This window comes from Bradyrhizobium sp. IC4060 (assembly GCF_020193715.1).
GTDB lineage: Bacteria > Pseudomonadota > Alphaproteobacteria > Rhizobiales > Xanthobacteraceae > Bradyrhizobium > Bradyrhizobium yuanmingense.
The window spans coordinates 161,396-175,195 of the sequence record NZ_JADYVJ010000007.1; the positions used below are offsets into that span (position 1 = coordinate 161,396).

Here is a 13,800-nt window from a genome sequence, read left to right on the forward strand (position 1 = left end):
CAGTAGAAATTCAATCCGTCTACCAAACGGTCCACCTGGTTCGCGGCAAGCATAAATCGTTGGGTCTGCTGGTGGGCCCGGCAGGACTCGAACCTGCAACCAGACCGTTATGAGCGGCCGGCTCTAACCATTGAGCTACAGGCCCCGCCGCGAGGCGGCCGCGAGGAGCGCGCGGCCGGCAACGGTGCGCGGTTCGTTTACAGGGACGGAGGCGGGGGTGCAATGCTGGCAGTCGCCGACGGAACGCCGGGGCGGCACCGTTCGTCATTTTCGATTAGCCGAAATTGGCCGATGATGCCTGTATAACCCTGTTTTGCCCGACGAAGCAAACCGCTTTTTCGGAGGTGTTTGCGATGTGGGCGCTAACCCCTTGAAATTACTGGCCTCGTCTACTGTGCATGGGGTTGTTTTCGCAACTTTGCCTGAGAGGGCCTGTTGGCCCCCTCAAACGCGGTGCGGGCGGGCTCGGCGGCGGGGCCGCCGCCTAATCCACCGAGACCCCGGCGAACTCGACCACCTTGCGCCACTTCTCGGTTTCGCCCGCGACCAGCTTGCCGAACTCGGCGGGCGCCATCGGCTTGGGCACGCCGCCGACGTCGGTGAGCTTTGCCACCAGCTTCGGGTCCTTCAACGCTTCGCCGACGGCCTTGTTGAGGGTCTCGATCACCTCGCTCGGCGTGCCCTTCGGCGCGGAGATGCCGTAGAAGCCGACCGATTCGAAGCCCGGCACGGTCTCGGCGATCGCGGGCACGTCGGGCACGCTCGGCCAGCGCTGCGGCGAGGTCACCCCGAGCGCACGGACGTTGCCGCCCTTCACCTGCTCCATCGCCGAGGGCAGATTGTCGAAGATCAGCTGCACCTTGTTGGAGATGATGTCGGGGTAGGCGACGGCCGAGCCGCGATAGGGCACGTGCACCATGTCGCACTTCGTCATCGCCTTGAACAGCTCGGCCGACATGTGCACCGAGGTGCCGTTGCCGGAGGAGGCGTAGGTGATCTTGCCGGGATTGGCCTTGCAATAATCGATGAACTCCTGAACCGTCTTCGCCGGAAACGCGTTGGAGACGACCAGCATGTTGGTGAGCTGCATGATGCTCGCGACTGGGGTGGTGTCGCGCAAAAAGTCGAACGGCAGCTTCTTGTAGAGCGAGGTCGAGATCGCGTTGTTGGGCGCGACGAACAGCAGCGTGTAGCCGTCCGGCGGCGAGCTGATCGCGGCGGCGGCAGCGATGTTGCCGCCCGAGCCGGTGCGGTTCTCGACGATGAATTGCTGGCCGAACCGGTCCGACAGCCACTGCGCCATGATCCGCGCCACGATGTCGACCGGGCCGCCGGCGGAGAAGCCGATCAGCCAGTGCACGGGGCGGTCCGGATAGCCGGCGGCGGCGGGAGGGGCGGCGCTGAAAAGACCGAACAGGACTGCGAGCCCGAAAGCACCGTGACGCAAAATTCGCAACATGACACCTCCCATTATTCTATTGTCTTTGCGCGGCATGCTTTCACAAAATCAGGTCGCTGCCTACATCGCCGCAAGTCGGTGTTGACGCAGGTCCGCCAGGAGCGACCATGAGATTCGCGATGATCCTTCTCGGTGCGGCGCTGCTCGCCAGCCCCCCCGCCGCCCAGACCGGAGGCACGGCCATTCCGACCACGACGCTCAGCTTGGGAACCGCGACGCCCGGCGGCGGCTTCCCGCTCTATGGCAACGCCTTCGCGGAGGTGATGAATGCGGCCGATCCGCAACTCACCATCGTCCCGCGCAACACCAAGGGCAGCAATGAGAACATCCCGCTCCTTGAGAAGGGCGAGCTCGATCTCGCGCTGGTCGCGGGCGAGCCGGCCTATGAGGCCTTCGCCGGCATCGGCCGTGCGCTTGTGCGGCTCAAGATCCTCACCGCGATCTATTCCAACCCCGGCATGTTCGTGGTGCGCGCAGACAGCCCCTTTACAACGATCCGCGATCTCGTCGGTCAGCCCGTCGCGTTCGGCGCCAGGGGCTCCGGCCTGCCGATCCTGGCGCGCTATGTGCTCGATGGTCTCGGCCTCAAGCAGGACGAGGACTTCAAGGCTGTTTATCTCGACCGCGCCGGCGACGGCCCCGCGATGGTGGAGGACGGCCGCGTCGCTGCGCTCTGGGGCGCCGGCATCGGCTGGCCCGGCTTTGCCGCGGTCGCCGCGAGCGCATCAGGCGCGCGCTTCATCGCGCCGAGTGCGGACGAGATCGCCCGCATCCGCGCCAAACATGCGTTCCTCAAGCCGCTGACCGTGCCGGCGAACAGCTATCCGAACCAGACAGCGCCGATTGCCTCGCTCGGCTCCTGGAGTTTTGTGCTGACGCGCGAGGATCTGCCCGACGACGTCGCCTACCGCCTCGCCAAGACGCTGCACGGCAATGAGGCGACGTTCTGCAAGAAGCTCGCCCAGGCCTGCGAGACCACCGCCGCGAACACGGTCGCGGCCGCGCCGAGGCCGGAGCTGATCCATCCGGGCGTGATGAAGTATTTTCGCGAGATAGGGGTGGTGAAGTAGCTCTCTTACTTCCCTTCTCCCCTTGTGGGAGAAGGTGGCGCGAAGCGCCGGATGAGGGGTTGTCTCCGCGCATTCAAATGAGACTTGGGCTCGCGGTGAGAACCCCTCACCCGGCTTCGCTTCGCGAATCCACCCTCTCCCACAAGGGGAGAGGGTACACCGTCATCGCGGCCTCATATTCGCCAATCTCACTTCTTCACCAGCGGGCAGGCCGGGTCCGGCGGGCCGAACGCCTTGTCGCCGGAAATAGTCGTGAGGATCTTGTAATAGTCCCACGGATATTTGCTCTCCTCCGGCGTCTTCACCTGCACCAGCCAGAGATCGTGCACCATCAGATTGTCTTCGCGAAGCTTGCCGTTGCGGGCGAAGAAATCCTCGATCGGCTTCTCGCGCATCTTGGCCGCCACCTTCAGCGGATCGTCGCTGCCGGTCTCCTGGATGGCGTTGAGATAGTGCATCACGCTGGAATAGACGCCGGCCTGCCACATCGACGGCATCCGGTTCATCTTGGCGAAATAGCGCTTCGACCATTCGCGCGTCTTGTCGTCCATGTCCCAGTAGAACGAGGTGGTCAGCAGCAGGCCTTGCGCCGCCTGTAGGCCGATGCCGTGGATGTCGGTGATCAGCGCGAGCAGCGCCGCCATCTGCTGGCCGCCCTTGAACACGCCGAACTCGGCGCCGGTCTTGATCTCGTTCATGTTGTTGGGGGGACCGGCGGCAATGCCGATGATCTTGGCCTTGGAGGCCTGCGCCTGCAGCACGAAGGAGGAGAGATCAGGTGTTGCCAGCGGCGGCCGCACCGAGCCCAGCACCTTGCCGCCATTGGCGGTGACGACGGCGGAAGCGTCGCGCTCCAGCGAATGGCCGAAGGCGTAATCGTCGGTGATGAAGAACCAGCTGTCGCCGCCGCGCTTGACCACGGCGTCCGCGGTGCCGACCGCGAGCGCGCGGGTGTCGAACACCCATTGGATGGCGTAAGGCGAGCAGAACTTGCCGTGGAAATCGGCGGTGCCGGTGGAGTGGGTGATGAACAGCCGCTTCTTCTCGTTGGCGATGGTCTGCACCGCGAGCCCGACCGCCGAGACGGGCACGTCCACGATCAGATCGACCTGCTCGACGTCGAACCAGCGCCGCGCCAGCGAAGCGCCGATGTCGGCCTTGAGTTGGTGGTCGCCGATCACGACGCTGATCGGCTTGCCGAGCACCTTGCCGCCGAAATCGTCGATCGCCATTTGCGCCGCGGTCACCGAGCCCTGGCCGGTCGGCGCCGAGGCCGGGCCGTTCATGTCGGTGAGCACGCCGATCTTGACGACGTCGTCGGAAACCTGCGCCGACGCCGCGCCGGACAGCAGGGCGGCCAGCAAGGCGGCCGCGACCGGCACGCCAAATCTGATTGGGTTCACGCTCGTCCTCCCTGATCCGGCTCATTGGCCGGTGTTGCTTGTCCGGGTATGGCCCGGTCGAATTGGTTTCTTTTGCAACTATTAGGGGGCTGGCGTCAATGTCAGGCTGCGAAGCGGATCTGCCCTGCGGGGGAGGGATCGTAGCCGGTCAGTTCCTCCGCGCGCTGACGCAGCCGCCGCTCGTTCAGGAAGCGGAGCAAGGCCTGCATCGCGGGGCGGAAATAGCTGCGCTGCCGCATCGCGAGGTCGAAATTCTCCCAGACCAGCGGCACGAAATCGAGACCGGCCGAGCGCGCCGCGGCGCGCGTCGCGATGCCGCAATCGGCCTGGCCGGCGCGAACCAGCTCGGCCAGATCCGGGCCGGTCAGCGCCGGCGTCTCGATCCGGCGCAAGTCCCGCATCGAGGCGCCGGCGCGCTTGAGCAGCACGTCGAGCAGCATCTGCGCGCCCGTGCCCTGTTGCCACATCGCCATCCGGGCCCCGGCTGCGAGCACGTCGGTCAGGCTGTGCAGGTGCTTGGGATTGCCGTGCGGCAGCAGGAGACCCTCTTCGCGGCGCACGAACGCGATCAGCACCGCATCATGCAGGTCCGGCGTGGTCCGCAGCGCTTCGATGCTGGCATCGCTAGAGAAACTGTCGCCGGCGTCGAGCGCGTGGAAGTGCACCGCCGCAGCCATCACCTCATTGCGCTGCAAGCGCTCGAGCCCGCGCGCGCTGCCCTCGCTCATCGATCCGAGCCCCGAGCCGGACTCGCGCAGGCTCCAATCGAGCAGTTCGTCGTGGCTGCCGCCGACGACCGGCGGCGGCTCGGCGATCAACATGCCGGCCGGACGCGCAAGGCCCGACAGGACCCAGAGGTCGAGCTCGTGCCGTGGGAACAGCCATTTCCCCGTCACCTTGCTGCAGGGGATCGCACCGGTGGTGACGAGCTCGTAAAGCTTGCGTTCGCCGAGCCGAAGGTAATCGGCGGCTTCGCTGGTGGTCAGGAATTCCATCCTGCATTCCTATGCAAATTCTTGCTTCTTTTTGACGTCCGACGCAGGTGGAATTCTGCATTTCAGATATTTGTCGCAGGGAACCATGCCCGATCATCTCGCTGCTTTGCAACACATCCGCACGCGCGATCTCTGCTTTGGTGAACGATCCTAAAGAGATCGCGCGCCCGGTGCGCCGCGATGAAGTTGCCGAAATTTCCCGGCCGGCAGCGCAAAAACGCGTCACGAGTGCGGCGCAATCGATCATCATCATGACGGCGTCAAACCTGAGGGAACCCGATCATGGGCCGCCTGTCCGTTGCACTTGCGCTTCTCTGCGGCCTTGCCGCAGGCGTTGCGGCTTCGGCCGCGGAGGACCGCAGCATTGTCCTCGCTTCGACGACGGCGACGCAGGAATCCGGGCTGCTCGACTATCTGCTGCCGATCTTCCGCGACAAGACCGGCATCGACGTCACCGTGATCGCGCGGCGCGCCGACGAAGTGCTCGATGGGGCGCGGCGGGGTGAGGTCGACGTCGTGCTGATGCACGCGCGGCCTCAGGAGGAGAAGTTCGTCGCCGACGGCTTTGGCGTGAAGCGATACGACGTGATGTACAGCGACTATGTGCTGATCGGGCCGAAGAGCGATCCCGCGGGCGTAAAGGGCAAGGACATCGCGACGGCGCTGAAGGCGATCGAAGCCAAAGGTGCGCCGTTCGTGACGCGTGGCGATCGGTCGGGCACTCATGCCGCGGAGCTCGCGCTTTGGATCGTTGCCGGCATCGACATCGCGAGCGCCAAGGGCGCCTGGTATCGCGAGGCCGGGCCCGGCATGGCCGCATCGCTCGGGGCCGCGCGCGCGGCCAATGCCTATGTGCTTGCGGATCGCGGCAGCTGGATCGCGTTCAGCGATCGCGGCGATCTCGACATCGTCGTCGAAGGCGACCGGCGGCTGCTCAACCAATATGGTGTGATGCTGGTGAACCCTGCGAAGTTCCCGAACGTGAAGAAGGACCTCGCGCAGACCTTCGTCGATTGGCTGACATCGCCGGAGGGGCAGACGGCGATTGCCGGCTACAAGGTGGACGGGCAGCAATTGTTCTTCCCCAATTCGGACAGGTCGGGCGGCTGAGGGTTGAGGCCGGGACCGCCGGCGGTTGCCAAACCGGACGATGCATGGTCCTCATGGCGCATGACCCAGCGCCTGCCGCCTTCGCTCACGCCGCTCGACACCGCGCTCGCCGCGCTGCTGCGGGGCGTTGATCCCGTCGCGCCGATGGACGTGCCGCTGGCGGACGCAATCGGCTGCATCGCGGCGGGTGCGCCGCTGCTTGCCGCCTATCCTTCCCGGGATGTTGCGGCCGTAGATGGTTGGGCGCTATCTGCCAACGATCTCGTCGGGGCGTCCGCTTACTCGCCTGTGCCGCTGGCAATGGCTCCTGCATGGGTCGAGGCGGGCGAGGCGCTGCCGGCGGGATGCGACTGCGTGCTCGATGCCGACGCCGTGGAGACGTCGGGGCCGCTTGCCCAGGTGCTCGCAGAGGGCGCGCCGGGGCAGGGTGTCAGGCGCGCAGGCAGCGACATCACCGCGCGTAGGGCCGTGGGGGACGCCGGCCATCCCATCCGTGCGGCGGACCTGTTGCTGGCGCGTGCGGCGGGCGGGGACAAACTCGCCGTGAGGCGGCCGCGGCTGCGCATAGTCAATGTGCCGGGTGGGACGGTCGCGGCGCAGACGATTGCCGGGATCGCGCACACAGCGGGACTGGATGTGGAAACGCGTCCAGCGCGTGCGCGCGATGCAGCGTCGATTGCCGATGCGCTCGATGCGTCCTCCTGCGATGTCCTGCTGACCATCGGCGGCAGCGGCGTCGGCCGCCAGGACGCCGCCATCGCCGCCCTCGCCCGGCGCGGCGAGGTGATGGCGCACGGCCTTGCGCTGCAGCCGGGACGCACCGCTGCGGTCGGACGGCTGGGACGAGTTCCCGTCGTCGCCTTGCCCGGCTCGCCCGATTCCGCGCTTGCAGCTTGGCTTGCACTCGCGCTGCCGCTCGCGGACCGTTTGTCGGCGCGTCGGCCGCGTCGAAAAGTGTCGCTGCCGCTTGCGCGAAAGATCGCCTCCAGCGTCGGCATCACGGAGATCGCTTTGCTGGCTGAGGAACATCGTGCCTGGATGCCGCTTGCCGTGGGCGAATGGCCGCTTCAGGCCATCGCCCGTGCGGACGCATGGCTGCTCATTTCCGCCAGCGACGAGGGATTTGCGGCAGGTACGCCGATCGATGCGTATCTGATGCGGGCGTGATAAGGGTTCTGGCATGACGATGATCCCGAAATCACCGGACCGCAGCGCGCTCGAGCAGGAGCAGTTCCTCAAGATCCTGTCGCGCGAAGAGGCCTTGGCGCGCTTCGAGGCGGCCTTGTTCCCGCGCGCGCTTCGAACTGAAACGCGCAAGCTCGCAGCCGCGCTGGGCGCTGCCCTCGCCGAAGATATCACGGCAACGATCGACGTGCCGCCGTTCGACCGCTCCAATGTCGACGGCTTTGCCGTGCGCTCCGCCGACCTTGCGGCGGCCGGCGAGGGCGCGCCCGTGCGCCTCGCGCTGAATGGCGAGACCGTTCATTGCGGGACCGCGCCGACGCTGCAGGTGGCGGCCGGAACCGCAACGGCGATCGCCACCGGCGGTCCGTTGCCGCGCGGCGCCGATGCCGTGGTCATGGTCGAGCACACCCAGCCGGCCGGCCAGGATGCGATCGATGTCCGTCGCGCCGTGTCGCCGGGGCAATTCGTCTCGTATGCCGGGTCCGACATTGCGCGCGGCGAGGCGCTGCTGCGCGCCGGCACCATCATCGGCTCGCGCGAGATCGGCATGCTGGCGGCTTGCGGCATCGCCGAGGTGGGTGTCGCGCGCAGGCCGCGGGTTGCCGTGATCTCCACCGGCGATGAGCTGGTTCAGCCCGGCGAGGTGCTCGGGCCCGCCGAGATCTACGATACCAATGGCGCCATCGTCGCCGCCGCGGTCGACGAAAACGGTGGCGAGGCCGTCTTCCTCGGCGCTGTTCCGGACGACGAAGCCAGGCTCGAAGCCGCCATGCGCAACGCGCTTGCGGAAGCCGACATGCTGGTGCTCTCGGGCGGCACGTCGAAAGGCGCGGGCGATCTCTCTCATCGCATCATCAGCCGGCTCGGCGCACCCGGCATCATCGCGCATGGCGTCGCGCTCAAGCCCGGCAAGCCGTTGTGTCTTGCGGTGTGCGACGGCAAGCCTGTCGTGATCCTGCCGGGTTTTCCGACTTCGGCGATGTTCACCTTCCACGACATGATCGTGCCGGTGCTGCGCAGGATGGCCGGATTGCCGCCGCGCTCCGATGCCAAGGTGAACGCGACCGTGCCGGTACGCATCGCTTCCGAGCTCGGCCGCACCGAATTCGTCATGGTCTCGCTGGTTGAGGGCAGGGAGGGCCTCATCGCCTATCCCTCCGGCAAGGGGTCTGGTGCGATCACGTCCTTTGCTCAGGCAGACGGCTTTCTGCGCATCGATGCACTTGCCGACCAGATGCCGGCTGGCACCGAAACCGAGGTGACGCTGTTCACGCCGCATGTGCGCGTGCCGGATCTCGTCATCGTCGGCAGCCATTGCACCGGCCTTGATCTCGTCACCGCACAGCTGGCGCATGCTGGTCTCACCGTGCGCTCGATCGCGGTCGGCAGCCTCGGCGGGCTTGCAGCAGCCAAACGTGGCGAATGCGATCTCGCGCCGATCCACCTGTTCGACGATAGAAGCGAGACCTACAACACGCCCTATCTCGTCGAAGGTCTCGAGCTCGTGCCAGGCTGGCGGCGGATGCAGGGCATCGTCTTTCGCAAGGACGACAAACGTTTCGAAGGTCTTGGTGGAAAGGACGCCGTTGCGGCGGCGCTCGCTGATCCCGCCTGCATCATGGTCAACCGCAACCAGGGCGCCGGCACGCGCATCCTGATCGACCGGCTGCTCGGCGGCGCGCGGCCGGAAGGCTACTGGAACCAGCCGCGTTCGCACAACGCGGTGGCGGCGGCCGTCGCGCAGCACCGGGCCGATTGGGGCATGACCATTGCGCCGGTCGCCCACGCCGTCGGCCTCGGTTTCATTCCGCTCGCGGAAGAGCATTATGACTTCGCGGTGGTGAGTGCGCGAAAGCAACGGCCGGCAGTGCAGGCGTTTCTCGACGCACTCGGCTCGAACGAGGTACGCGCGTCGCTCGCGCGAGCGGGCTTCCGGCCCGCATAGACGAGGGACCACGACGCGTTCGAGCCATGAGAGGTCTACGGCTACGATGCCTGGTCGGTACGGCTGGCGGCCTGAGCGGCCTGCTCTCGCTTGCGCTCACGATCCTCGGCCTCGGCAAGCGCGCGCCGCGCGGCGGGTGGCAGCGGCTTTGGATCCGGCGGCACCTCGACGATGTCAGGCTTGCTCAGCTGCCTCGTGCGATCGATCGTCTCGGAGAGATCGAAGACGAAGTCGACGAATTCGAAGATCGTATTCAAGAGAGGGGCGGCCATGGCTTCGTCCGGGGAAGTCCAGACCTGTGGTCGCTCCCGTTCCAGGTCCGGTTCAAGACGTCATGAACTTGGCGGGGCGCCGCAGCGACCAAGGAACATGAGCCAGGTCATGACTGCATCGACGCCCCTCAACTTCCGCAAGATCGCTGCTCTCGTCGCGGCGGCCGGCACGCTGTTCTGGCTCTACACCTTCCATTACATCGCGAATGTTCCGCCCGGGGACGGCAGCGGCTTTCAATGGCTCGCGGTGTTTCCGCTGGGCATGGTTTTCGGGGCGTTCTTCCTGCCGGCTTGGCTGCTGGTTGCGATCGGCCGTTTGCCGCGCTTCACCACTGCCGTCGGCATTTGCGGCCTGATCGCCTTCGCGATCATCTGGGCGCAGCTCCTCAACGAGTTTCCGAAATCATAGAGTCGCTAAGACGCGTCATCCAGCGCCGCCAGCCGCTCGGCCTCGGCGATGTCCTCGACCGTGTTGGCATTGAAGAACGGATCGAGCGGCTCGTTCGGCCAGGTCACCGTTGCGAGCGGATAGCGCGCGGTCCAGCGGTCGATCTTGCGGAGGTCTTCGTCCACGAGCGCGTGGCGCAGCTCCTCGCGCAAGGCGACGCGCCACAGGCCGATCACCGGATGCGACTGCTCGCCTGAGGCTGCGACCACAAGCTGCGCATTCTCACGCGCGCGCGCCTCATGCAGGCGCGCGACGAGGTCGCGCGGCAGGAACGGGCAGTCGCCGGCGGCGCTGAGCACCCATTCGATCTGCGGCCGGTTCGCCGCGGCCCAGTCGAGCGCCGCGAGGATGCCGGCGAGGGGACCCGGGAAGCCGGGCACGTCGTCGGCGACGACCTGCAAGCGGAACGCCGCAAAGCGGGCGGGATCGCCGTTGGCGTTGAGGATCAGTCCTCTGCACTGGGGCGAAAGGCGCGCGATCACGCGTTCCAGAATGGTGCGGCCGCCGATGGTGCGCATCGGCTTGTCGCCGCCGCCCATGCGCCGCGCGAGCCCACCGGCGAGCAGCACGCCGAGAGTCGGCGGAACACGCGCCGCGGAAATGTCAGTCGTCACCGCCTTCACCCTTGCGCTTGTGCTTGGCCGATTCCTCTTCGACATAAGCGAGGTTCTGGTCGTAGACGATACGCTCTTCGCCTGCGAGCGCGATGAAGCGCTTGCCGCGGGTGCGCCCGACCAGCGTCAGGCCGACCTGCCTTGCCAGATCGACGCCCCAGGCGGTGAAGCCGGAGCGCGACACCAGGATCGGAATGCCCATGCGCACCGTCTTGATCACCATCTCCGAGGTGAGGCGCCCCGTTGTGTAGAGGATCTTGTCGGACGCGTCGACGCCGTGGCGGTACATCCAGCCCGCGATCTTATCGACGGCGTTGTGGCGGCCGACATCCTCGGTGTAGCAGAGCGGGGTGCCCTCCTTGCACAGCACACAGCCGTGGATCGCGCCGGCCTCGAGGTACAGAGAGGGCATGGTGTTGATGGTCTGCGTCATCTGGTAGAGCCAGGAGGTGCGCAGCTCCGCCTTCGGCAGCGCGACGCTTTCGACCGCTTCCAAGAGGTCACCGAAGGCGGTGCCCTGCGCGCAGCCGGAGGTCTGCGTGCGCTTCTTCAGCTTGGCTTCGAAATTGGTGTGGTGTGAGGTGCGCACGACAACCACCTGGAGGTCGTCGTCGTATTCGACCTCGGTGACCACGTCGTTATATTTCAGCATGTTCTGGTTCAGCAGATAGCCGAGCGCCAGATATTCCGGATAGTCGCCGATCGTCATCATGGTGACGATCTCCTGGGCGTTCAAATAGAGCGTCAGCGGCCGCTCCATGGGTACCTTGATCTCGACGCTGGCGCCGGTCTGGTCGGTACCGGTCACGCTCTGGGTCAGGCGCGGGTCGTCCGGGTTGGGGATGATCAGAGGCACCGGGGCTTTGTCGATCTTCATCATGGCGGCGAGGTTAGCATGACATTCGGGTCAAGCCGATATATGCATGGCGGGGAGAGAGCGAAATGCCACCTTGTCGTCATTGCGAGCGCAGCGAAGCAATCCAGGATCTTTCCGCAGCGGCAGTCTGGATTGCTTCGCTGCGCTCGCAATGACGGGGAGGGGATGGTGGTTCCATCGGCGAGCGCTGGTTGCTGGAAAAGAGAGCTGGAATGAAAGTCATCGGCCTTGCAGGCTGGAGCGGTGCGGGCAAGACCACGCTGTTGACGCGGCTGATCCCGCATTTCAACGCGCAGGGCCTGCGCGTCTCCGTGATCAAGCATGCGCATCACCAGTTCGACGTCGACGTGCCCGGCAAGGATTCCTGGCGCCATCGCGAGGCCGGCGCGGCGGAGGTTCTGGTGGCCTCGTCGAAACGCTGGGCGCTGATGCATGAGCTGCGCGGGGCGGCGGAGCCGCGGCTGCCGGAGCTGCTCGACAAGCTCTCCGCGGTCGATCTCGTCGTGGTCGAGGGATTCAAGCGCGAGCCGCACCGCAAGATCGAGGTGCATCGTGCCGCCAACGGCAAGCCGCTGCTGTTTCCGGACGATCCCGGAATTGCCGGGATTGCGACCGACGTCGCGATTGACACGAGGCTCCCGACTGTCCATCTCGACGATATCGAAGGCGCGGCGGCATTGATGCTACGGGCGGCGATGCCGGTCGAGGAAGCGGTAGCAAGAAGCGCAGCGACACGCTGACGAGGCACCATGGCGCAACTGTCGGACGATTGCTTTGCCTTCGGCGGCCCGATGATGTCGGTCGACGAAGCCGTCGACCTCATCACGACGCGCGTCAACGCCATCGTCGATCTCGAGACGGTGGCGCTGGTCGATGCCGACGGGCGCGTGCTCGCGCGCGATTTGGCCGCGCCTTTGCCGCTGCCGCCGTTCACCAACTCCGCCGTCGACGGTTACGCCGTGCGCAACGCCGACCTTCCGGCAAGCGCAGAGCAGGCCTTCCCGCTTGACGGCCGCATCCAGGCCGGCGGCCTTGCGCAAGCGTCGATCAAACCCGGCCACACCGCGCGCATCTTCACCGGCGCCCCGATGCCGCCGGATGCGGAGACCGTCTTCATGCAGGAGGACGTCCGTGTCGATGCTTCAGGCAGGATCGTGCTGCCGCCGGGGCTGAAGCCCGGCGCAAATGTGCGGCCTGCAGGCGAGGACATTCCCCAAGGTCAGGTCGCGCTGCGCGCCGGCCAGCGCCTGCGGCCGCAGCACGTCGCCCTTGCCGCCGCGTTCGGCCTGACAAGGCTCGACGTCGTCAGGCGCATCCGTGTCGCCGTGTTTTCGACCGGCGACGAGCTCGCCTCGCCCGGCGAGCCGCGCGCCGCCTCGCAATTGTTCGATTCCAATCGCTTCATGCTGATGGCGATGCTGCGGCGGCTCGGCTGCGAGGTCAGCGATCTCGGCATTCTGCGCGATGAGCGAGCGTCGCTGGCGCGCGGCCTGAAGCAGGTCGCAGGCGGCCATGACCTGATCCTCACCACCGGCGGCGTCTCGACCGGCGAGGAAGATCACGTCAAGGCGGCGGTGGAGAGCATCGGCTCGCTGGTGCTGTGGCGGATGGCGATCAAGCCCGGTCGTCCCGTGGCGATGGGCATCATCGACGGCACGCCGTTGATCGGACTTCCCGGCAATCCCGTCGCGAGCTTCGTGACATTCGTCCACGTGGTGCGACCGGCGGCGTTGGCGCTGTCGGGCGCCTTGCCGGAGCCGCTCTTGGCGATCCCGCTGCGCGCGGCGTTCACCTACAAGAAGAAGTCCGGCCGGCGTGAATATGTGCGCGCCTCGCTGCGGCGCGCGCAGGACGGCGGGCTCGAGGCGATCAAGTTCCCGCGCGAAGGCGCCGGGCTCCTATCCTCGCTGGTCGAGACCGATGGCCTCGTCGAACTCGGCGAGGACATCACGAATGTCGAGCCGGGGCAGGATGTCGGCTTCCTGCCCTACGCCAGCCTGATCTGATGCCGCCTAACGTTGACGCAGCCGCTGCGCCTCGCCATGGTGCGGCCATGACCAGGACGACACTTGATCTCACCGGGTTGAAATGCCCGTTGCCGGCCCTCAAGACGCGGAAGGCGCTCAAGCCGCTCAAGGCAGGGGACCAGCTCGAAGTTCACTGCACCGATCCGCTCTCTGTGATCGATATTCCCAATCTGATCCGCGAGACCGGCGACAAGGTCGAGATCACCGAGCGCAACGAGACACGCATCGTGTTCCTGGTCGAAAAGAGCGACGCCCCGTAGAAAGGGAAATGTTCACGGCGGCGGCCCTTGCGCTCCCGCCGCGCCTCAAGCGACGTCGATAGGACTTCGCTATCGCAGCATGAGACGCCTTTATTGATCTCCCGGCCAATTCGGGCTTGGCTCGGCCTTGCTCAA

General features: G+C 66.3%; 14 protein-coding genes and 1 tRNA gene. 8 read left to right on the forward strand and 7 right to left on the reverse strand.

Annotation, left to right across the window (positions count from 1 at the left end; all coding sequences use genetic code 11):
- Positions 1-69: 69 nt before the first annotated feature.
- Both I6F16_RS23165 and I6F16_RS23170 read right to left on the reverse strand, forming a co-directional pair.
- Positions 70-145: transfer RNA gene (locus I6F16_RS23165), tRNA-Ile, on the reverse strand.
- Positions 146-484: 339 nt separating this feature from the next.
- Positions 485-1,459, reverse strand: coding sequence for a tripartite tricarboxylate transporter substrate binding protein (locus I6F16_RS23170; protein ID WP_225112314.1), 975 nt, complete (start codon positions 1,457-1,459; stop codon positions 485-487).
- 107 nt (positions 1,460-1,566) lie between these two features.
- On the opposite strand from I6F16_RS23170, the gene I6F16_RS23175 reads away from it, so the two are divergent.
- Positions 1,567-2,529 (forward strand): TAXI family TRAP transporter solute-binding subunit, encoded by a 963-nt coding sequence (locus I6F16_RS23175; protein WP_225112315.1) that lies wholly within the window; start codon positions 1,567-1,569, stop codon positions 2,527-2,529.
- Between the two features lie 188 nt (positions 2,530-2,717).
- Here the strand turns inward: I6F16_RS23175 and I6F16_RS23180 are convergent, their stop codons facing one another.
- Complete coding sequence (locus I6F16_RS23180) at positions 2,718-3,932, reverse strand: ABC transporter substrate-binding protein (RefSeq protein WP_225112316.1); 1,215 nt, start codon at positions 3,930-3,932, stop codon at positions 2,718-2,720.
- A 101-nt stretch (positions 3,933-4,033) separates the two neighbouring features.
- Positions 4,034-4,927 carry a helix-turn-helix transcriptional regulator gene (locus I6F16_RS23185; protein WP_225112317.1) on the reverse strand — a complete coding sequence of 298 codons (894 nt, stop codon included), beginning with the start codon at positions 4,925-4,927 and terminating at the stop codon, positions 4,034-4,036.
- 282 nt (positions 4,928-5,209) lie between these two features.
- Between I6F16_RS23185 and I6F16_RS23190 the strand changes: the two genes are divergently transcribed.
- Genes I6F16_RS23190 through I6F16_RS23200 form a run of 3 tightly spaced genes read left to right on the forward strand, consistent with a single transcriptional unit; the run spans position 5,210 to position 9,167 of the window.
- Complete coding sequence (locus I6F16_RS23190; RefSeq protein ID WP_036026620.1) at positions 5,210-6,037, forward strand: substrate-binding domain-containing protein; 828 nt, start codon at positions 5,210-5,212, stop codon at positions 6,035-6,037.
- 60 nt (positions 6,038-6,097) lie between these two features.
- Positions 6,098-7,204, forward strand: a complete 1,107-nt coding sequence (locus I6F16_RS23195) for a molybdopterin-binding protein (RefSeq protein ID WP_225112318.1) — start codon at positions 6,098-6,100, stop codon at positions 7,202-7,204.
- 13 nt (positions 7,205-7,217) lie between these two features.
- Positions 7,218-9,167, forward strand: a complete 1,950-nt coding sequence (locus I6F16_RS23200; RefSeq protein ID WP_225112319.1) for a molybdopterin biosynthesis protein — start codon at positions 7,218-7,220, stop codon at positions 9,165-9,167.
- Positions 9,168-9,208: 41 nt separating this feature from the next.
- On the opposite strand, the gene I6F16_RS23205 is transcribed toward I6F16_RS23200, so the two are convergent.
- Complete coding sequence (locus I6F16_RS23205; protein WP_036011421.1) at positions 9,209-9,439, reverse strand: hypothetical protein; 231 nt, start codon at positions 9,437-9,439, stop codon at positions 9,209-9,211.
- A 109-nt stretch (positions 9,440-9,548) separates the two neighbouring features.
- On the opposite strand from I6F16_RS23205, the gene I6F16_RS23210 reads away from it, so the two are divergent.
- Positions 9,549-9,848 carry a hypothetical protein gene (locus I6F16_RS23210; RefSeq protein ID WP_036011456.1) on the forward strand — a complete coding sequence of 100 codons (300 nt, stop codon included), beginning with the start codon at positions 9,549-9,551 and terminating at the stop codon, positions 9,846-9,848.
- A gap of 5 nt (positions 9,849-9,853) precedes the next feature.
- Here I6F16_RS23210 and mobA read toward each other — a convergent pair whose 3' ends face one another.
- Complete coding sequence (mobA, locus tag I6F16_RS23215) at positions 9,854-10,510, reverse strand: molybdenum cofactor guanylyltransferase MobA (RefSeq protein ID WP_225112320.1); 657 nt, start codon at positions 10,508-10,510, stop codon at positions 9,854-9,856.
- Complete coding sequence (gene fdhD, locus I6F16_RS23220) at positions 10,491-11,381, reverse strand: formate dehydrogenase accessory sulfurtransferase FdhD (RefSeq protein WP_225112321.1); 891 nt, start codon at positions 11,379-11,381, stop codon at positions 10,491-10,493. The genes mobA and fdhD overlap by 20 nt, the downstream gene beginning before the upstream one ends.
- Before the next feature lie 209 nt (positions 11,382-11,590).
- Here fdhD and mobB point away from each other — a divergent pair, with 209 nt between their 5' ends.
- Genes mobB through I6F16_RS23235 form a run of 3 tightly spaced genes read left to right on the forward strand, consistent with a single transcriptional unit; the run spans position 11,591 to position 13,665 of the window.
- Positions 11,591-12,118, forward strand: a complete 528-nt coding sequence (mobB, locus tag I6F16_RS23225) for a molybdopterin-guanine dinucleotide biosynthesis protein B (RefSeq protein ID WP_036011416.1) — start codon at positions 11,591-11,593, stop codon at positions 12,116-12,118.
- Between the two features lie 9 nt (positions 12,119-12,127).
- Positions 12,128-13,384 (forward strand): gephyrin-like molybdotransferase Glp, encoded by a 1,257-nt coding sequence (gene glp, locus I6F16_RS23230; protein WP_225112322.1) that lies wholly within the window; start codon positions 12,128-12,130, stop codon positions 13,382-13,384.
- A 47-nt stretch (positions 13,385-13,431) separates the two neighbouring features.
- A complete protein-coding gene (locus I6F16_RS23235) occupies positions 13,432-13,665 on the forward strand; it encodes a sulfurtransferase TusA family protein (RefSeq protein ID WP_225112323.1) in 234 nt (77 codons plus the stop codon).
- Positions 13,666-13,800: the final 135 nt, after the last annotated feature.

Bases quoted from the DNA above. Each gene is read 5' to 3' on its own strand.
- I6F16_RS23175 (WP_225112315.1), top strand. From the start codon at position 1,567: ATGAGATTCGCGATGATCCTTCTCGGTGCGGCGCTGCTCGCCAGCCCC.
- I6F16_RS23210 (WP_036011456.1), top strand. From the start codon at position 9,549: ATGACTGCATCGACGCCCCTCAACTTCCGCAAGATCGCTGCTCTCGTC.
- I6F16_RS23185 (WP_225112317.1), bottom strand. From the start codon at position 4,927: ATGGAATTCCTGACCACCAGCGAAGCCGCCGATTACCTTCGGCTCGGC.
- I6F16_RS23235 (WP_225112323.1), top strand. From the start codon at position 13,432: ATGACCAGGACGACACTTGATCTCACCGGGTTGAAATGCCCGTTGCCG.
- I6F16_RS23205 (WP_036011421.1), bottom strand. From the start codon at position 9,439: ATGGCCGCCCCTCTCTTGAATACGATCTTCGAATTCGTCGACTTCGTC.
- glp (WP_225112322.1), top strand. From the start codon at position 12,128: ATGGCGCAACTGTCGGACGATTGCTTTGCCTTCGGCGGCCCGATGATG.
- I6F16_RS23195 (WP_225112318.1), top strand. From the start codon at position 6,098: ATGACCCAGCGCCTGCCGCCTTCGCTCACGCCGCTCGACACCGCGCTC.
- I6F16_RS23190 (WP_036026620.1), top strand. From the start codon at position 5,210: ATGGGCCGCCTGTCCGTTGCACTTGCGCTTCTCTGCGGCCTTGCCGCA.
- I6F16_RS23170 (WP_225112314.1), bottom strand. From the start codon at position 1,459: ATGTTGCGAATTTTGCGTCACGGTGCTTTCGGGCTCGCAGTCCTGTTC.
- I6F16_RS23200 (WP_225112319.1), top strand. From the start codon at position 7,218: ATGACGATGATCCCGAAATCACCGGACCGCAGCGCGCTCGAGCAGGAG.
- mobB (WP_036011416.1), top strand. From the start codon at position 11,591: ATGAAAGTCATCGGCCTTGCAGGCTGGAGCGGTGCGGGCAAGACCACG.
- fdhD (WP_225112321.1), bottom strand. From the start codon at position 11,381: ATGATGAAGATCGACAAAGCCCCGGTGCCTCTGATCATCCCCAACCCG.